At 41.1% G+C, this 18,719-nt stretch carries 17 protein-coding genes and 1 riboswitch; of the genes, 2 read left to right on the top strand and 15 right to left on the bottom strand.

Annotation, left to right across the window (positions count from 1 at the left end; translation table 11 throughout):
- The first annotated feature begins 1,138 nt into the window (after positions 1–1,138).
- Positions 1,139–2,677, top strand: coding sequence for a molybdate ABC transporter ATP-binding protein ModF (gene modF / locus DZ860_RS20385; protein WP_120034805.1), 1,539 nt, complete (start codon positions 1,139–1,141; stop codon positions 2,675–2,677).
- 206 nt (positions 2,678–2,883) lie between these two features.
- Here the strand turns inward: modF and DZ860_RS20390 are convergent, their stop codons facing one another.
- The 9 genes from DZ860_RS20390 to thiD all read right to left on the bottom strand — a co-directional run bounded on the left by DZ860_RS20390 (position 2,884) and on the right by thiD (position 10,050).
- Entirely contained in the window at positions 2,884–3,174 is a 291-nt protein-coding gene (locus tag DZ860_RS20390) for a putative quinol monooxygenase (protein WP_120034807.1), read from the bottom strand.
- A 142-nt stretch (positions 3,175–3,316) separates the two neighbouring features.
- Entirely contained in the window at positions 3,317–4,072 is a 756-nt protein-coding gene (locus DZ860_RS20395; RefSeq protein ID WP_120034873.1) for a phosphatase PAP2 family protein, read from the bottom strand.
- Between the two features lie 265 nt (positions 4,073–4,337).
- The gene (thiE, locus tag DZ860_RS20400) at positions 4,338–4,952 is read right to left on the bottom strand and encodes a thiamine phosphate synthase (RefSeq protein ID WP_120034809.1); all 615 of its coding nucleotides are present in this window, start codon (positions 4,950–4,952) and stop codon (positions 4,338–4,340) included.
- An 81-nt stretch (positions 4,953–5,033) separates the two neighbouring features.
- Positions 5,034–5,819 (bottom strand): hydroxyethylthiazole kinase, encoded by a 786-nt coding sequence (gene thiM / locus DZ860_RS20405; protein ID WP_120034811.1) that lies wholly within the window; start codon positions 5,817–5,819, stop codon positions 5,034–5,036.
- Positions 5,812–6,489, bottom strand: coding sequence for a thiaminase II (gene tenA / locus DZ860_RS20410; RefSeq protein ID WP_120034813.1), 678 nt, complete (start codon positions 6,487–6,489; stop codon positions 5,812–5,814). The genes thiM and tenA overlap by 8 nt, the downstream gene beginning before the upstream one ends.
- Positions 6,490–6,531: 42 nt before the next feature.
- Positions 6,532–7,485, bottom strand: coding sequence for an ABC transporter substrate-binding protein (locus tag DZ860_RS20415; protein ID WP_120034815.1), 954 nt, complete (start codon positions 7,483–7,485; stop codon positions 6,532–6,534).
- Between the two features lie 73 nt (positions 7,486–7,558).
- Positions 7,559–8,308, bottom strand: a complete 750-nt coding sequence (locus DZ860_RS20420) for an ABC transporter permease (protein ID WP_120034817.1) — start codon at positions 8,306–8,308, stop codon at positions 7,559–7,561.
- Positions 8,301–9,110: an ABC transporter ATP-binding protein gene (locus DZ860_RS20425; RefSeq protein WP_120034874.1), complete on the bottom strand. Its 810-nt coding sequence runs from the start codon at positions 9,108–9,110 to the stop codon at positions 8,301–8,303. Before DZ860_RS20425 ends, DZ860_RS20420 begins: the two co-directional genes overlap by 8 nt.
- 40 nt (positions 9,111–9,150) lie before the next feature.
- Complete coding sequence (thiD, locus tag DZ860_RS20430) at positions 9,151–10,050, bottom strand: bifunctional hydroxymethylpyrimidine kinase/phosphomethylpyrimidine kinase (protein ID WP_120034819.1); 900 nt, start codon at positions 10,048–10,050, stop codon at positions 9,151–9,153.
- 109 nt (positions 10,051–10,159) lie between these two features.
- Positions 10,160–10,265, bottom strand: a riboswitch (TPP riboswitch).
- A 161-nt stretch (positions 10,266–10,426) separates the two neighbouring features.
- On the opposite strand from thiD, the gene DZ860_RS20435 reads away from it, so the two are divergent.
- Complete coding sequence (locus DZ860_RS20435; RefSeq protein ID WP_120034821.1) at positions 10,427–11,323, top strand: LysR family transcriptional regulator; 897 nt, start codon at positions 10,427–10,429, stop codon at positions 11,321–11,323.
- A 192-nt stretch (positions 11,324–11,515) separates the two neighbouring features.
- Here the strand turns inward: DZ860_RS20435 and DZ860_RS24515 are convergent, their stop codons facing one another.
- The 6 genes from DZ860_RS24515 to DZ860_RS20460 form a co-directional block, all read right to left on the bottom strand.
- Positions 11,516–11,668 (bottom strand): hypothetical protein, encoded by a 153-nt coding sequence (locus DZ860_RS24515; protein ID WP_165862943.1) that lies wholly within the window; start codon positions 11,666–11,668, stop codon positions 11,516–11,518.
- 858 nt (positions 11,669–12,526) lie between these two features.
- The gene (locus DZ860_RS20440; protein ID WP_120034823.1) at positions 12,527–13,357 is read right to left on the bottom strand and encodes an arginase family protein; all 831 of its coding nucleotides are present in this window, start codon (positions 13,355–13,357) and stop codon (positions 12,527–12,529) included.
- Between the two features lie 4 nt (positions 13,358–13,361).
- Positions 13,362–14,087, bottom strand: coding sequence for an IclR family transcriptional regulator (locus tag DZ860_RS20445; RefSeq protein ID WP_120034825.1), 726 nt, complete (start codon positions 14,085–14,087; stop codon positions 13,362–13,364).
- Between the two features lie 280 nt (positions 14,088–14,367).
- Positions 14,368–15,759, bottom strand: a complete 1,392-nt coding sequence (locus DZ860_RS20450; protein WP_120034876.1) for a glycoside hydrolase family 1 protein — start codon at positions 15,757–15,759, stop codon at positions 14,368–14,370.
- 208 nt (positions 15,760–15,967) lie between these two features.
- Positions 15,968–17,641, bottom strand: a complete 1,674-nt coding sequence (locus tag DZ860_RS20455) for a flagellar assembly protein A (protein ID WP_120034827.1) — start codon at positions 17,639–17,641, stop codon at positions 15,968–15,970.
- Positions 17,642–18,305: 664 nt separating this feature from the next.
- On the bottom strand, positions 18,306–18,485 hold the full coding sequence (locus DZ860_RS20460; protein WP_120034829.1) for a hypothetical protein: 180 nt from the start codon (positions 18,483–18,485) through the stop codon (positions 18,306–18,308).
- Between the last annotated feature and the right edge of the window lie 234 nt (positions 18,486–18,719).

Genomic DNA, 18,719 nt, shown 5'->3' on the forward strand with positions numbered 1-18,719 from the left:
AGTCAATAGGTCAATGTAAACGTCTTCACTGTTCAACAAGAATGTGTTGTAACCCGCTTCTTTCATCTTCTCAGCACGCTCTTCACGGCCAATCATCGATACTGTTTCAACTGCTTTAATGCGGAACGGTTCTGCTGGATAAGACATTTGTGTACTCCAATTTTATTTTCAATTAATAAAGGAAGTTGTTTATTCCGTGCTTCCTTTCGACGGGATTGATTTAAATTCATTTCTTTATCGAATGGAATGCTGGTTGAAGTTAATTAACGCTCTAGTTTTGTACAAAAAACGACACGATATACTGATTAAATAATTTGACGTAAGGCCACTAAAAAAACCATTTATCAGACAATGATGCATTGCAATTAAGGTGGTAATTTGATAGCCAGTATTTACTAATGAGATTTAATTAACATATTCTGAAAAATAATCCTCTTTGACATCACAACTGCGAAGTGTACAAAATAATAAACACTTACGAACATCCGTGTTTACTTACCAATATTTATTAAAGCAGACCTAAAATAATGCTTGTTTTGTACGATTAGGACTCATTTTTTAATGATGTTTTCATTAATTTATAAACAGACTAAGAATATATTTAATTGTTTTTATTGATTAGACCCATATTTTTATATGGCAAATAGAATATGAAAATAATAAATCAGTGGTGTTTTATTATTTTTCTATCGATTTTAAATAATAGATAATAAATGGAAGTACTAAATAAATTCATTTTTAATCATATATAACAAATAAAACCACACAAATTAAAAACAAACCAACTCAATTTAATTAACAACACTTAGTGGTAGATCTATCTCGTTGGCTATTCTTTATCATTAAAAACACGATGCAATTTTAGGTACTGTGATATCCGCTACTATTTAAAAGCTCGACTGATAGACAGACGGCAAGTGGATGAATTCCCATAAACACCAATAATGAGAGCATTGGCCAAATAAAATGAATAGCCAATACTTCTTAGGAATTGGATTAACGGTAAAATGACCCATTCTCTTATTCGCTGTTTCCTCATCCATTCAACCCTTTCGCATTGTGCCTAAATTTCGTACAGTAAAACCTATCATGACTCTTTTCCTTTGGGATCAAGCAAAATAATAAGGACTGTACTTACATGGATATTCAATTCGCAGGGTTGATCGCGCAAGGCAAAGTGGATGCATTACAGATAGAGCACTGGCACATCCAACATCAGCAATCTTGGGGGATTTTCGTTACCGAGGGAGATTCAGGCTCACTGATTGGTGATTTGTTGTGTGGAGAAATCGAGTATCAACAAGGCAGCCTATTACGTACTGATGGGCGAATCGCCCAAGTCTCACTTGAAGAGCAGCAGCGCCTACTCGAACGAGAACTCAACAATGACGATACGGATTTTTTAGATAGGATAGATACTGGCAGTCGAGTCGAAGCCTTAATTCAAGAACAGAGTAACGATTATCAACTGACGGAAAAGCTACTGACCGAATTGGATCTGCTTCATCTAAGAAACAGCGGCTTTAGAGTGCTTTCGACCGGTGAAACTCGCCGAGTGATATTAGCCAGGGCATTAGCGAGCGATCCTGACTTTCTCGTGCTGGATAACCCTTTCACTGGGCTAGACACTGCCCATCGCCAAACATTAGCGCTTTATCTACACAAGTTATCACAGTCGCTACAGATGCTGGTCTGTTTCTCTCGTGAAGAAGATTTACCCGAATGGATTGAACACATTGCGCTTTTTGAACGGGGTAAGCTGGATAGTATCCTCGATAAGAGGCGTTGGGATTCACACCCTGTGATTAAACAAATCAAGCAACAAGCTGACCAACAAAGTGAAGAAATGCTGTCATTGGTTCGCCGCCATACTTATCTCTCTCCTTTTGATGATCCGCTATTTTCCTTAACGGATGGTCATGTCGCCTATACTGATAAAACCATTTTCACGGCGGTTGATTGGGAAATCAAGAAAGGGGAACACTGGCAAATAAGTGGTCCAAATGGTTGTGGCAAAAGTACATTACTCGGGCTTATTTTTGGTGACCACCCTCAATGTTACAGCAATAACATTCAAATATTTGGTCGTCAGCGGGGCTCTGGTGAAACCATTTGGGAAATCAAAAAACACATCGGTATGGTGTCTTCCGCTTTACACTTGCAGTATCGCGTCAATTGTTGCGCACTCGATGTTATTCTATCAGGGTTCTATGATTCAATTGGGATTTATCAACAACCCACTAAAGATGAAATCAACATCGCCCGTGATTGGCTCAAAATTCTCCACATGCAAGATTATGCCAAAACATCATTTAAGCAGCTTGAATATGGTCAGCAAAGGCTACTGCTGATTGCTCGTGCCATTGTAAAGCGACCGACATTACTAATATTGGATGAACCTTATCAAGGGTTAGACTATCTGGGTCGACGATTAGTTAAGAATGCACTGGAGTTGATCGCTCGCGAACAATTATGTCAGCTGCTGTATGTTTCTCATTATCACGCAGACAAACTCGACAGCATAAAAAACTATCTCGACTTTGTTCCAATTCACCCATCAAGTTCATCATCCAGCGAAAAATCATCACATCAACAGCAATCGCTTTGCGGTTATACCGTGAAAATAACGCGTCAGAAGATACCGTTCAACCAACATAAAAAGTGCTTTGAGGTTTAATAATGCAAATATAATGTGTGCAATAAACACACAAATAAAAAATTATCTCGCTTAAAATCGTCCTGAAAGAGCAACTATAACGAGTAAAATAGAAAAAACGCCCATCAGCACAAGCCAAAGGGCGTTTTTTTACAATCTCTGCTTACATTTTGTCCACTCTAAATCAAGCCATTTATCTTGACCTAATTTAGAGATAGCTCTACGTATTATCCGATTTGTGTCATCTCATTGAGAGTAAAACTTTCAACCGCGCCCTCTGTCGCCTTCACATAAGCGGCAAGGTGAGTATTGTCCAAGTGTGCTTGTAATAACGCTCGCGATGTCCAGTTCTCATAGAAGACAAAATGGGCTGGGTTTTCATTGTCCTGATGCAAGTCGTAGTTGATACAGCCTTCTTCGCCGCGAGTTACATCGATTAATTTCAGCAACTCTGATTTCACTAATTCAATGCTATCTGGCTTCGCTACGATATTGGCAACAATTGTTAATTTCGTCATTTAAGTACCCTTTATCATTCTGGAAAACTCGTCAATGAAAATCATCTTAGTCTTAAATATTGAAAGGATAAACGGCTGCCATTCAAAAAGATTTTCAATTTATATTTGATAATCAGTTGCTAAATTGATGAATGAATTCTCACTAACGATGAAGCGGCGTTAACCAATAATCAATATATGATGTCACTCGATAGCCCAAGGTATTCATTGCCGGTAACAAGGTATAAACCGCAGCAATAAATATGACCGAACCGACCAAATCTATTGGGTGATGCATACCAAGCCAGAGACGACTGTACGCGACGCCTGTTGCCCAAGCCCCTAACAATAGCAGTAATCCATAACGCTTTTGTTCCATAAACAAACCGCCAAACATCACCAAGCAGATTGCGACAAACATAGTATGTCCTGATGGGAATGAGTAGTCGGTTTCACCTTGCCAGTGATCGGTGCGCCAATGGCTGACTCGCTTTGAAATATTCGTGATGATCTGGTGTTGTTGCTCGATGTTCAGCTTATAGAAATGATCCGCTTGTGGGATCAAGAGTTGATGAGCAAGTAACTCTGTATATGGGCGAGGACTTTCTGTCATCAATTTCAATCCAGTTTTACTCGCAAAACCCACCAGCAAAATGATCACTAGCTGGATAGCTCGTTTAACTAACGTACGGCGAGGCAAGTGTAAGCGTAGACAAACTAGACTCAAGACGATTAAGGTGATAACAAAACCTTTGCTACCAGCTGAATTCGTTAATAGAGTAAACACCGAACCGGTCAAATCCGAAACAGGCGCCAGCAAATCAATATAATTGACCAATAGGCTCATAGGCGCGATTACAACTAAAAAGGCAAACAGTACGGTTAGTCCTGCGCGCTTGTTATGTAGGTTAGCTTTCATCATTTCATCAGACCAATAAGGTTAAACGCCACAAATTTTCATGCTGTATAAACAAGAAAAGTCTAAGCGTTGAGACAACTTGTAACAAATTGAGATAGTAGCCGAATAGAACCGATAGGTTTATCAATTTGATGTCAATTTGGCGCAAGATTCGCTCACTTGTAGGAAACTGAGAGAGGCTTCACTTTGTGAAGTAACAAAAATGTCGTGTCGATAAGAGCCGAGAGATCCTCGACTTTTATCCGCGCAGAATTTGCAGCCCAACTTAATACATTTTTTCTAATAACTGTTCCGTGGCATATCTAGGGTTATCTGCATGACAGATTGCCCGCACTAATGCAATGCCATGAACCCCCGTCGCACACAAGGTCGGTATATTGCTTTCATCAATTCCACCAATAGCAACAATGGGGAGGGGAGTTTGACCAAGGGCATAGGTTAGCCCCTCAATACCCCAATGTGTTTTGGTATTCGTTTTTGTGGGTGTGGCGAAAATGGCGCTTAACCCAATATAATCTACCGGTAATTGCTCAACTTCAGCCAGTTGCTTTTTAGTTTCAATTGAGAGCCCTAAAAGTTTATTCGGCCCAATGAGTTGGCGAGCCATTTTTGCAGGCATATCACTCTGACCAAGATGAACGCCATCAGCATCGACCGCCAAAGCGACATCGACACGATCATTAATAATCAATGGTACACCGGTACCTTTTAGTACAGCTTTTACCGCATTAGCACGTTCAATAAAGGCGCGAACATCCCCATGTTTCTCTCGCACTTGTACCATAGTCACTCCACCCTCAACCGCCTGAGCGACCACATGGCACAATGTCTCAATATCTTGCTGGTCATCAGTAACCAAATATAAACGATATGGATTCACTCTTTTACCTCAAAAATCGTGTTTAACCATTTCAATAACCCGTCAATATGACGGGTATAAGAACACAATCACTCAACTAAACTATTCAATATTAAGTCGATTTAACACCGTTTCGTTGTCGAGTTGGTACAGTACATCCAGTAAGTTCATTTGTAATGACCCCGGACCTTTAGATTGCTCTACAGCGATTTCACCAACCACACCTAAAATAGCCACTGCCGCTAAACCCGTGTGATCACCGACTGCAGCAAAAGCTCCCGTCAATGCACTCAATGTACAGCCCATTCCTGTCACGCAAGGCATCATTGCATTACCGTTAGAAAGCTTAATCACTTGTTCAGGGGACACCACATAATCGGTTTCTCCGGAAATCACCACGTGAGCCTGGTATTCTTGAACCAGAAACTGCGCCGCGTCCAATGCAGTTTCGCTGCTATCTAGAGCATCAACACCTTTGCTCTGTGCTTGCTCTCCGGCCAATGCGATAATTTCAGAAGCATTGCCACGAATGATCAGCTTTTGTGCACTTCGAGCAATTTCTCGTGATGTTTCCGTTCGTAAACGACTCGCGCCACAGCCGACAGGATCCAAAACGACCACTTTATTGTTTTTATTGGCTTGCTGGACTGCATATAACATACGAGGCGTCCATTGGCTGTCCAATGTACCGATATTAATCACTAACGCTCCAGCGTAAGTCATCATTTCAGCCATCTCTTGTTGCGAATGGGCCATAATCGGCGATGCACCAAGCGCCAATAACGCATTGGCCGTATTATTCATCACAACATAGTTGGTAATATTAACGACCAGAGGCTTTTGTTCACGAACCGCGTTTAGTGCTTCTATAATTTGTTGTTTAAGCATTACTCACTTCCCCCACATTCAAACCTTGTTGCCAAAATGCCACTTCCATACGAGTAGCGGTTTTAAATACTTGAATGAGATGCTGACCACGCTGGCTATTTACATCAATCTCAGCCAACAACTGATTAAAATGCAGTGCTCCTTGTGCGACCCCTTGCTGAAATTCTTCACCACCGTATAGCAGTATCCAACTCGCGTAAGGATTATTTTCTAATACTGTTTTTTCGTTGTTAGACAATGCAAGACCGATAGCAGCATACCCTAAAGAACAAGGGGCGAGAGCCGCGTACAGATCCACCAAGTCTCCTGTCATACCTGCATCGAGTACATAACGGGTATAAGCCACTGTGCCAAAATCCTCATCTTCATTTTCTAAATCAGACTCAGAGAGCCCCCACTCACTACAGTACGCGACATGATGGGCAATTTCCGAATCGAGTAGAGCATGGACACTTGGTAATGCACGGCGCATATCATCTAGCGTTTTCGCTTTGTAAATGGCAAGCGCGTAAGCACGAGCATATTGCTTGAGAAACAGAAAGTCTTGCTTCAAGTAATGCAAAAAACAGCCATGTTCGAGTGTGCCTTGTGCCAATGTCTGCACAAATTCATGTTCGGTGTAGGCCTGCCAATCTTCATGGCATGCATTGATAAGATCTTGGTAATTCATTGAGTCGAATCTCTATCTAAAAAGGACATACAAGCGGGTTAATTAGTTCAAAACTGGCACATAATCAGCAGCTTTTGGTAATATTTCGATAATGTTTTGTTGGTACATGAACTGTGCATAATCATCATATCGTTTGAGGTCAACGGCTGATGGGCGCAATGAAAAACGAGTTAACGTATCATTCCAAGCTCGTTTATTGAGTTCGTTATTTAGGGTATCTGGTGAATAGGCGACAAATTCATTCCATGCCGCATCAGGGTGGTTGACGATATAATTGGTCGCCTGCTCTAAAGCGTTATTAAATGCCACGATAGCGGCGCGATCATAGTGATTGGCATTTGCAACAAAGACCAATTCATCATAAGTGGGAACACCATGCTCTTCAGGGAAGTAGGCTTTCGCTTGATAGCCTTCTAAAGCCAATTGATTGGTCTCAAAGTTACGCAAACCACCCCAAATCGCATCAACTTTACCTGAGGCAAGAGAACTAGAAAGAGCCCAACCAATATTGATAATCTCAACATCTTTTAATTCAACTCCTTCTTGTTTCAGCATAGTGCCAATGGTTGCCTCTTCATTTCCCGCAATCGCAATGCCTATTTTTTTCCCTTTTAAATCTCGCAACGAATCATGCTTTCCGTTATCCAATACCATCAGTGTGTTTAAAGGGGTTGCGATCAATGTCGCGGAGCGAATCAAAGGCAGACCTGCCGCAACATCAATCGTTAGGTTTGGCTGATAAGAGATCGCTAAGTCAATTTTTCCAGCCGCAACCAGTTTTGGTGGCATTGTCGGGTCAGCGGGTTCTTGAATCTCAACAGATATCCCTTGATCTGCAAAGTAGCCTCTTTCTTGCGCAATGATGATAGGACCGTGGTTTGGGTTAACAAACCAATCAAGCATCAACGTCAGTCTATTTTCTTGGGCTACCGCCACATTCGAAATTAGAGAGGTAAGCAAAGCTGCTGCCCCTAATAGAATCTTATTTTTCACAATGAATTCCTTTTAAAATGTCCAACAAACAAATAGATCAACCACCATTTTTATTAATGGTTGGTCTATTTAATATTTAATTTTCCCATGGGATAAATTTCTTCAATAACTTGTCCGTAATGAAGTACAGCGAAATAGATAACAAAGCGAGAATCAACAAGGCTGCAAACATTTCATCAATCTGCATCCGAGCATTAGCTTGTAACATCAAATACCCGAGTCCAGCACTGGAACCTACCCACTCCCCCACAACAGCGCCAATAGGTGCAATAACCACGGCGACACGAAGACCAGAGGCGAGTGTTGGCAATGAAGCAGGTATCTGAATGTGGCGTAGTCTTTGCCATTTCGATGCGCCCATTGTCTTGGCAAGATCTAAATAGCCACTTGGTGTGTTGCGTAAACCGTCATAGCAACATGTAGTTACTGGGAAAAAAATAATAATGGCGGCCATCACTACTTTTGACGCAATGCCATACCCCAACCACAGCATCAGTAACGGAGCGATAGCAAATACAGGTACCGCTTGGCTTGCAATCAAAATAGGCAACAACCAACGTTTTATTGGCTTAAATAGCAACATTTGCAGGGCGAACATTAAGCCCATGGAGAGGCCAAGTAATAGCCCGAGTAAAATTTCTTTCGCGGTAACCCACGTGTGTTTGAGTAACACATCAAAACGACTGAATAGTCGTTCGAATACGTCCCACGGGGCTGGCAAAATAAAACTCGGCATCTCAAACAAGATCACAACCAACTGCCATAATCCTAAAATTACCGCAACGGTGACTAAACTACGCCCAATTGAAATCGAACCGTCATTCATGATCCTGCTCCAATTTCGCGTAAATTGCCTGTTGTAAAGCTGCACATTCAGCATCGATGTCTCGAGGAGATAGTGCTTGGGGAACTGGCAGTGAAATCGCTTTAGCTGGAACGCCTTGCATCACATAAAGTCGATCGGCTAATCGAACGGCTTCTTGGGGATCGTGAGTAATCAAAATCACCGTTTTTTCTTTCAGCAATTGCGCTGATAAGGTTTGTAATTTGTGACGAGTCACCGCATCCAGTGCAGAAAAAGGTTCATCCATTAACACGACTGGTTTGTCTTGCATTAATGTACGAGCTAAAGCGACACGCTGTCGCATCCCGCCAGATAGTTGTCTGGGAAAAACATTCGCGTATTCCTCTAATCCCACGAGAGCCAGCAATTCTGTCGCTTTTTTCTGCGCTGATTCGAGGTAATGACCAGGAGAGCTTGTTACTGCTTTGCTATTCTTTTTCGCTTTTAGAAATGGACTGAATTTAGTACTCAAACATACGTTATCCATCACTGTCAGCCATGGCAGTAATAAATCTTGTTGCGCCATGTAAGCAATACGGTGATTTAAAGGCTGTCCATCACTGATCGACAATTCGCCCGACCATGTCACTTTGTCCCCCAATAAATCGGCAAGATAGCGCAATAAGGTGGTTTTTCCACAACCACTCCGACCTAAGATACAACTCCACTTCCCCGCAGGAATTGACATCGTAAAATCATCAAGCACCGCATCTGCGCTGTCTCGATATTGTAATCGTGCATTGACGATCTCTATTCCAAGCAATGAAGACACGGCAACTTGCATGGGTAAAGAAGCTGACAATGAGAGCGGTTGAAGTTCGCTGTTAACGCACATTTGAGTGGCCGGAAAAGAAATGATGAACAGGACCATGACCATGGCCAATATCTAACTCATCTGCATGAGCAATAGCCTGGGAAATATAGTGCTTGCCGAGCTTTGCTGCATTTAGCAAAGTATTACCTTGTGCTAAGTAAGAAGCAATTGCTGAGGACAAAGTACACCCTGTTCCGTGAGTATTTTTCGTTGGATAACGTTTCGCACTGATCAAAGAGAATCCTTGATCACTAATGAACAAGTCATTGCTGTTTTCATCTTGTTCTAAATGCCCGCCTTTCAGCAATACCGCTCTTGCGCCTAAGTCCCGCAGATCGTCGATCATATCTTCCATTTGCTCTTGGCTTTGCGGCACCGGATACCCCGTCAACGCCGCGGCCTCTGGTAAGTTAGGCGTGATCAAATCCGCTAATGGGATCAATTCATCTTTCAAAGTACTGATTGCTGAATGCTCTAATAAAAGATCCCCACTTGTTGCCACCATCACAGGATCAACAACAAGAAAAGCAGGTTGATACTGCCGGATTTTGTTCGCCACAACACGAATTATTGAACTGTCGGCTAACATACCCACTTTAACGGCAACAATATTAAGATCAGTGAATACCGCATCAAGTTGATGCTCAACATGCTCGAGAGGAATTGGAAAGATGGCTGATACACCTTGGGTATTTTGTGCTGTGATAGCGGTGATAACAGAACACGCATAGCTACCCGTTGCAGAAATCGCTTTAATATCCGCTTGAATGCCAGCACCACCACCGCTATCGGATCCCGCGATGGTCAATACAATAGGCGTCGTTTTGATATGACTTTGTTTATCCTCTTGGACACTAGAGTTCACACCAGAAACATTCGCTTGATGAGGAATATGGGATTGGTTTGGCATTGTCGCTCCTACGCGGTTTAGTAGGGAACGAACTCAACCTAGACAAGGAGAACAATGATAATCCTTGAGTGATGAGAGTATTTTTTGTGCTGCTACCAAGAGCGAAAGATCAAAAAATACGATAGTTCCCTACGTCAGTGTTAACTGAATCAGGTTCAACGGGTCTCGCATCGCGATCTCAGCCTCTTTCACAGGAGGCCCCCCGACTATATCAAATGGGATAATAACAGCTGTTTATACCCAAGTAACTTCAATTGTGCTTATCAAGCTGCTTTAGATTACAGCCGCTTTAAAAATTTAGTTTCCAATTCGGCACAACGAAAAATTAGTGTTATCTTACTTTAATAATTATTCGTTATATTCAGCGAGTTGCTCTATGCTTAATCCATTATGGCTCAAGACGTTTCAAACCTTGATCGACACTGGTCACTTTACTCGCACCGCTGAAAAGCTTTACATGACCCAGCCAGGTGTCAGCCAACACATCAAAAAACTCGAACAAGCTTGTGGCTATCCTTTGATTGAGCGATACAACAAAAGTTTTGAAATAACCCAACAAGGAATAGCGGTTTACCAATATGCGCTTCAATATGCTCATAACGAAACCGCGTTGCTGGCAAGCCTACATAATGATGACCCTTTCTCCGGTCCAGTATCATTATCTTGCTCAGGCTCACTCGCTTTATTGCTTTATCCCAAGCTATTAGATTTACAATGTAAATATCCAAACTTAGTCATCCAGCTTGAAGCAGCCCCGAACAAAAAAATTCTTGCCGATATTCTATCTGGCGAAATGGATCTCGGTATCGTTAGACATTTACCCAAAGATGGTCGGTATGCAACTAAACCTCTGGGTGAAGAAGCTCTCTGTTTAATGATGCCAAAGTCCAAGGCAGTCTCTAGCCTGACCCAAAATCACCTGCAAAGTATCGGTTTAATACGACATCCTGATGTAGAACATTACCTTTCGCTCTACTTCTCTACTTGTAATGAAGATGCGTTACGTGACCTAAATACTGATGATTTTCCGCATACTGGCTATGTAAATCAACTTAACCAAATATTATTGCCCGTTTCTAAAGGGCTGGGTTTCACTGTTCTACCATACAATGCGCTAAAAAATTTCGTCAATCGTGACCAGATTAGCGTATATCAAGCTCAACAAAATGTGGTTGAGAAATTACACTTAATCAGTAAGAAAAGACGCCCACACCCAGCTCGATTCCAAACGGTTATTAATGAAATAGAACAAATTCTTAATCTCAAGGATTAGCGTTTTCGAGTCGTAACGGCAGTATTGAGGGTTAAGATAATAACTGTCATTAAAGACCAATATAGAGGATAGAATTAGATATGTAATACTGAGGTTTAGGCAATCAGGTCAAAACGAATTAGGCACATGATAGGGCGTTATTCACTCTTATAGACGTGTTCGTAAAAAATTCATTACTACATAATTATTTTCTTAGGCTTCGAGAATATCTTCGCCAATGACATCAGATAAAAGCAGCGAATCTTCGGTATCAACATGCATCCCCATCATTGGTAAACCATGATGACATACCCAAGAACAAAAAAACACGCCAAACGCAATTGCAACAATTCCTACTGTAAACATAGCGTTATCTCCCTCTCTGACATCATTTAACTTAACCTCAACTTACGTATTATGTTGAGAATAATCAATACTAGTAATCAGAAAGTTATCATACCATCACAAAAAATATGCCATTCTGTTCATTAACCATATGGCGCACAAAAAATAACCAATTGATTTTTAGAAGAAAAATATTATTAAGACTCATTTTTTTTGATTATTGCGTGACAGAAAATAATTTAATAATTCTCAATAGATGGGAAATTTAGTTTCCAATTATAGAAGGTGCTATAACCATATTCTTGGGTAATACTCAGGAGTGATCGGTAAGATTGGATAAAAAGAATTCACCTGAGCGCTCGCCTTACCAAATAGCAGACACATGACAGTAAATCTCCAATACAACATGTCACTTAAATGAACGAAACGTTACTCAGGTGCTGAATTTACATTGCATATAAAAGAAAGTGTGCTCGAGATCGACCTATTAAACATACGTCGTACGATATTCAAGCAAAAATGTGACTTTTGATCTGGAGTTCTTAGCAAAATGTCGCTACATTGGAAGTGTTCATGAAGAACTTTATACAACAAGGCTCATAGAAGAGCTGCCTTATTTTAGTGAGGGATTATCATGAAGAAAATGAGAAAAGCGCAACTGCATCGCGTACGTATCCAATATTGGAAAGAACAAGCTCGAGATACACGTAAAGCATCTTAATGCGCGCAACACCCGTCTAAGCTGGCTTAAAACGCCAGCTTTTATAGTTTTTGGGGTATGACAAATTACTTTTAAGCTCCCCTCACCACTGTAAGTCATCGCTCGACAACACATAATAGCTTTACTTGTGTATCTATTTTCCAAAGACAGTATCTTCGCTACGCCGCGCAATCTCGACTAGGCACCATTGTCGCAATTTCATGAAGAACACCTTGTGTTGCTTTAGAATAGATATGTTTGTCTTTCCATCCGACTAATTGAACTAATTTGGTCTTTTGCGACATTAACACTAAACGAATAATACGATTAACGATTTGCACGTCCAAACCATCCCCATGCTCTAAACGTAATTTAGGGTATAGAGAGGCCAAATCGATATTCAAAACGACTTCATCACAGTGAGCAAGGTAAGCCGTGAGTTGTTGTTTAACCGCAAATCGGTGGCTAAAAGTACACTCTGAGGCTTTCATCCAATCACAGCCTAAATCTTCTGCGTATTCGAACGTCTTCATACTTTGGTTATCATCGACGCCAAGATAGAACAATCGACATCCATTGTAACGAGCGAGCGCAAAGTGAAAGGCTGAACCCTGTTCAACATCGAGAGGATCTCTGAGATCAAATTGATGTCCTATATGAATAACTCCCACCTCTTTTCGTGGTGAATCTAGCAAGGGTAAGGAGTGAAGGATGGTCTCAGTATTATTAGTAAATACTACTGGCAAAGTATTGGAACCAAAGTATCGACTGATTTTTAGCTGGTACTGCGCACCGGTTTGATCACTCATATTAAAGTGACCACCATTAAACCAATGGCCTTGTTCTTGCTCTGATAACCAGTCAAAAACTTCTTCTAAGCTTTGATTGGCTATTTCGAATTCAACTTGAGTCATAGGTTTCAGTCTTTCACTGACACTCAATAACGCTAAACTATAAGGAGATGAACCTTTTATATCGTTAACTTGCTTACGTCGAAATAGCCCAAACATTTAATTACCTTTCTGGGGGCAAAGCCCTAGCTGCTTGAAGAACGTGTAAAATAATCCGTTGTTGATTCTGTTGAACTCGATGAGCCGGGGCCATGACAGAAATAGCACCGATTAACTTAGTCCCTTTCATAACCGGCGCACTGATCCCTGAAACGCCAGGATCAATTTCCGATGTGCTCAACGCATAACCTTGGTTGCGAATCATATCTAGCTCTTGCTGCCATTCAGTGATTCGATGTGCCTCACCAAAATAACGCAAAATCTTTTCGCGACGCTGCGTAGGCATATAAGCCAACATCACTTTAGAGGACGCACCACGTAATAACGGCTGGCTTTGGCCTTGAACGTAGCTACAACGTAATGCCTGCATACTTTCCTTTCGGCTAACGCACAGAGCGCGATAACCAACTGGAACCATGTACGCTGCCATTTCACCGGTTTGTTTCTGCAAACGGTTCAATACCGCTTCTACCGTCTCTAATTCATGTTGACTGGTTTCGTAGCTGCGCATTAAAAGTAGTGCTGCTGGACCAATAATTAACGTTTTGTCACTTGGGCTTTCTTCAATTAAATTCCATTCTTTCAAAAGCTTAAGATGTCGATACAAACTACTGATCGGCGTCCCTAACTGTTCGCTTAATGTTTTTGCTGTAACTGGCTCATCATTCACGGCAACTTGCATTAACAATTGCAGAATTTTTTCGCTTACTTGCCCATGAGTTTGCTTCATCGGGTTCTTGCCCTTGTTCTATCGTTAATCAGATCTGATGATCAAATTGTATTCCCACACTTCGAGAATATATAAATTATTTAAGCATTGCTTTCTCATATAGTAAGAAAGTAATTTAAAAAATATCCACTTAAAATGGAACCGAATCGACAATTTGTATTGTCTCCAAATCCCCGCCATTAAACGTCTGTTTGTTTTTCTCGAAAATGACACTTGCTCTATGAAAAAGGCTCTGCAATGCAGAGCCTAACAATCATATTCTTACTCAGTGAAAACGAGTCTACTCTTCCAATGATGCCCCATTAGTGCGAATCACCTCTTGGTACCAGTAGAAGCTTTTCTTACGAGTTCGTGTCAAAGTGCCTGTTCCGTCATCATGACGATCGACATAAATAAAACCATAGCGTTTGCTCATTTCAGCCGTAGAGTTAGCGACTAAATCTATCGGCCCCCATGTGGTATAACCCATCAAATCAACACCATCGAGTACTGCTTCACGAGCTTGAACTAAATGGTCATTTAAATATTTGATTCGGTAATCATCAATAATTTCGCCATCTGAATTGACTTCATCACGCGCACCTAAGCCATTTTCAACGATAAACAAAGGCTTTTGGTAACGATCGTGCAAGAAATTCAACAAAATTCGTAGCCCTTTAGGATCGATCAACCAACCCCATTGGCTTTTTTCAAGATACGGATTAGGGACCCCTGCAACAATATTGCCCACCTCTTTTTCTTTTGGATCGGCACTTGCACAACCACTTGCGTAATAACTGAATGAAATAAAATCAACACTCGCGCTAGCAAGAATTTCAAGATCACCGACTTCCATATCGATGGTGATGCCATTTTCGCGGAAGTAACGCAACATATAACCTGGATACTTACCTCGAGTTTGCACATCACCAAAGAACAACCACTGGTTATTTTCATGAATTGATGCCAAAACATCATCAGGATTACACGTATAAGGGTAATTGAGTGCACCTAACAACATATTACCAATTTTCGCATCTGGGACTATTTGGTGACATAAGGTGACTGCTTTCGCACTGGCAACAAGCTGATGATGGATCGCTTGATAAATCCTTTGTTCACTCGACTCTTCAGGTAGCCCTACACCAGTAAATGGTGCATGCAGTGACATGTTGATTTCGTTAAACGTCAGCCACAACTTAACTTTGTTTTTGTAGCGTTCAAATACCGTTGTCGCATAACGTTCAAAGAAAGTGATCAATTCACGGCTTTCCCAACCACCGTATTGCTCAGTCAGTGCATAAGGCATCTCATAATGGGAGAGAGTAACGAATGGTGTGATGTCGTGCTTTGCTAACTCATCAAATATTTGATCATAGTAAGCTAACCCCGCTTCATTTGGCTGGGTTTCATCTCCATTTGGAAAGATCCTTGTCCACGCAATAGACAAGCGTAAACAAGTAAAACCCATTTCCTTAAAAAGAGCGATATCTTCTGGATATCTGTGATAAAAATCGATCGCAAGATCTTTAATACCATCAGCGCGATCTTTACGGGATTCATGTGGACTAAGAATGCCATTAGGCAGCATGTCAGACGTTGAAAGACCTTTGCCATCCAAGTCAAAAGCACCTTCAACCTGGTTAGCGGCAATTGCACCACCCCATAAAAAATCGTTCGGGAATCTAGTTATCATAATTACTCATCGCTAATTCAAAATTATCAGCAAATCCCGTCATATAAGGGCTTGCGGATTGTTTATCGATTTATTTTAGCGTATTAATGGGGAAGTAAATGAGGTTTAAGTTAACAGTTGTTGTTCCTATTTTAGGAATAGGAAGACTGTGTATCAGAATGAGAATAACGATTTGTTAACATGCGCACAGGATCGAAAGATCCTTTTATAATTCCTCTTCTAAAGCTTCTTTATCAAATAAAGACTGGCACTTGATCGCATAGCCATTGAAAGAGAATGTACTGGCTCCATGAGTTCGTTTTGTGATCACTTTTTCACTACCAAATAGAACCGTTACATGAGTAAATACTCGGCTCTTCACCACAAGAGTATTCCTTTCTAACAGCATTTCTAATTGAGTATCGTGCACTTCTTTAGCTTCTTTTACTTGCTCTAGCCGTTTATTTGCATTCTGTTTCAATCTATCGATTGTGTCGCGTTCTTGCTCGTTTCGCTCGCCTTTTGGGCGTTTTTTGAATTCCAGTTCCTTTCGAATCGCATTCATCGTTCCCTCTTGAGCTTGCTTGTAACACTCTTTTAGCTTGGTTTGACGTGCTTTATGTTTTTGGTAATGAGCAAACAACTCAACAGAGGTCGCCGTGTCACCCTCTACTCCCAAATTAACACAGATAACTTTCCCTCCAATCTTGGCTGAACCACCGCTAAGTGTCCCTTGGCGATCATTGCTATCGCAAACAACAAGATCCCCACCAACACGTATTTCATTATTTAAACAATGGACGGAAAGATGAATATCCTGAGCTGCTTGCAATTCTGAAAATTGGGCGTAGTTGGCACGAATGGAGCCTCCGGCTTTAACCAAACAAGATCGAGTCTCCCCCTCGGACACGTTATGACCAATAATGCCTTTCTTAACCTCTATATCCCCCTTAACTTGCACATCTGCAGATTCAATAAAACCATCGACGATAAGATTTCCCGTCGCACGCACGATCATATCTGACTCAATATTGCCTCGAACGACAACATTGCCTTTAAATTTGATATGTCCAGTCGCAACACCTATAGATGAAAGACTCAGAACATCATCAACTTCAACACTGCGATCGCTAATGATCGGCATTCCACAGCGATCAGCGATTAAAATATTCGGATCTTGGGCTGAAATAACCGATCCCTTACTTTCTTTTAACATCGCATCTTTACCCGGCTTCGCTGGGATCAATTTACCTTGAACTGTGATCCCATCCGTTCCTTTGGTGGATGGGATTCGTTTCATTAGAGGTTGATTTTCAGCAACATTGATCGTGCCCCCTAAATCAAGCATATCAACTTTGCCTCCCCTCTCTTGAGGTGTAAGACGCTGCTTTTTCGCATCTTTAACCAGAGGGATAAATCTTGCGTCTTTACCATTGATTGGAGGCTTACCTTGCGCTACTGCTTGCACAAATTCCTCACCAGGTTTGAGCTGGTGGCTCATTATGAGCACTTTTTTTAGCGCTAATTTATTAATGCCTTTGGTTACATTTTCTTGCTGAAGAAGCTGTATGAGCTGTACGCCGCCGAGAGGTTTACCTCCATAAGCACCAATAACACGCATACTTGCTAATAAATCTTGTTCAGAAAGAATCAGACACGCCTGTGCATCCTTTTTCTCTGCAATGACATGGGGATTTTGTGCATCCGGATGTGCCGAAGTAGCAAGCGAAATGAAATCATCTAATGCTTGTTCGAAAAGAAAAAAATGTTCTGCTCCAACCATTCCCAACCCATCAGTTAGTCCGGATCGCGTCAGATTTTTGCGAACTTCAACGCCAGAAGGTAAAGAAGCGATAACTTGCAGTCCGTTATCCGTTAAAGAGACCAGGTCTTTCCACATAACAAACCTATTTTGAGATAATTCCTTTTGTTCAGTTTATACAAAACTCTATTTTATAAGTATGAAAAAGCTAACAGTTTGATGTATCCGTTATATACAGCGTTCACATATTTGTTGAATAGTCCCATAGATAATCTGGTTTTATAACTCACCTCGCAACAAAATTAATCTCACTGAGTCTAGCTAAAATCGCTAAGTCTGGTAAACGCTCCCTGCCATAAAGCATCTTCATGCTTTAAAACGATATATAAGAAGAGATGACATCCTGTACGCTCTACCTAGCTCGTTATTACGTTTACTCTATGGTGTTATGAAACCCAGAATATCGCTTTAGAACGCATTTAGAGCGACTCTGAGTGCCATTAAAGGAGTAGTAATACATTCTCTCTATAAGAGTAATCTCTCGCCCTAACCATCATCTTGCTCGATGACCTTTACTCAATCGACTTAGTGTTGCAATTAAAGCAGAAAAGAATGGATTATTATGAGTCCTGATACGCTAACTTTTCACAGTAACTAACTTTACACTGTCACTCTGCACACTGTAGATAGAATCAATGTAACTTAAGAGCGGTAAAAAGGACCAAACGTAAAAAGGGATGAAACGAGTCAAACATATTTCAGCCATGTAGATCATTCCATCCCAGTAATTAATTTCATCAGCTTAATCTTCACTTGGAAACTCACTGCGTTTTTGATTCCCAGTATTTTCCGATTGCCAGTGCTCAGCGGGGTCAAACGCTTCGTCACACAAATCGATAGTAAATCCCATTTCTGCCACTTCTTTGAGTGTCAAACTATCAGCCAATTGTGTTACGTCCCCAGCTTTATTACGCAGTTCCACATTCACCTCCTCGTTCACTTGCCTGTGCTAGATAAAAACATTTCTCTCACTCGTCTTAATAAGTATAGGAGGCTAGCTACACATAAATAAAACCATGCAGAAAATATTTCTCTAACCATTGAGTCGCACCTAAATCAGTTTAAGATACGAGCGTCAGTGAGAGTGATTAATTTTTTAAACAAGCTTCGAAGATTGAAAAGTTAAGCTACTCCCAATGTAAGTTCGAAACTATCA

The sequence above is a fragment of the Vibrio sinensis genome (genome assembly GCF_003605645.1).
Lineage (GTDB): Bacteria > Pseudomonadota > Gammaproteobacteria > Enterobacterales > Vibrionaceae > Vibrio > Vibrio sinensis.

What these genes read in the sequence shown, in the direction of transcription:
- thiM (WP_120034811.1), bottom strand. Translation starts at nt 5,819, where the DNA reads ATGCTTAAACAACAAATTATAGAAGCACTAAACGCGGTTCGTGAACAA.
- DZ860_RS20435 (WP_120034821.1), top strand. Translation starts at nt 10,427, where the DNA reads ATGCTTAATCCATTATGGCTCAAGACGTTTCAAACCTTGATCGACACT.
- DZ860_RS20445 (WP_120034825.1), bottom strand. Translation starts at nt 14,087, where the DNA reads ATGAAGCAAACTCATGGGCAAGTAAGCGAAAAAATTCTGCAATTGTTA.
- DZ860_RS20455 (WP_120034827.1), bottom strand. Translation starts at nt 17,641, where the DNA reads ATGTGGAAAGACCTGGTCTCTTTAACGGATAACGGACTGCAAGTTATC.
- DZ860_RS20390 (WP_120034807.1), bottom strand. Translation starts at nt 3,174, where the DNA reads ATGACGAAATTAACAATTGTTGCCAATATCGTAGCGAAGCCAGATAGC.
- thiD (WP_120034819.1), bottom strand. Translation starts at nt 10,050, where the DNA reads ATGCCAAACCAATCCCATATTCCTCATCAAGCGAATGTTTCTGGTGTG.
- DZ860_RS20440 (WP_120034823.1), bottom strand. Translation starts at nt 13,357, where the DNA reads ATGTTTGGGCTATTTCGACGTAAGCAAGTTAACGATATAAAAGGTTCA.
- DZ860_RS20425 (WP_120034874.1), bottom strand. Translation starts at nt 9,110, where the DNA reads ATGCAAGTTGCCGTGTCTTCATTGCTTGGAATAGAGATCGTCAATGCA.
- DZ860_RS20420 (WP_120034817.1), bottom strand. Translation starts at nt 8,308, where the DNA reads ATGAATGACGGTTCGATTTCAATTGGGCGTAGTTTAGTCACCGTTGCG.
- DZ860_RS20395 (WP_120034873.1), bottom strand. Translation starts at nt 4,072, where the DNA reads ATGAAAGCTAACCTACATAACAAGCGCGCAGGACTAACCGTACTGTTT.
- DZ860_RS24515 (WP_165862943.1), bottom strand. Translation starts at nt 11,668, where the DNA reads ATGTTTACAGTAGGAATTGTTGCAATTGCGTTTGGCGTGTTTTTTTGT.
- tenA (WP_120034813.1), bottom strand. Translation starts at nt 6,489, where the DNA reads ATGAATTACCAAGATCTTATCAATGCATGCCATGAAGATTGGCAGGCC.
- modF (WP_120034805.1), top strand. Translation starts at nt 1,139, where the DNA reads ATGGATATTCAATTCGCAGGGTTGATCGCGCAAGGCAAAGTGGATGCA.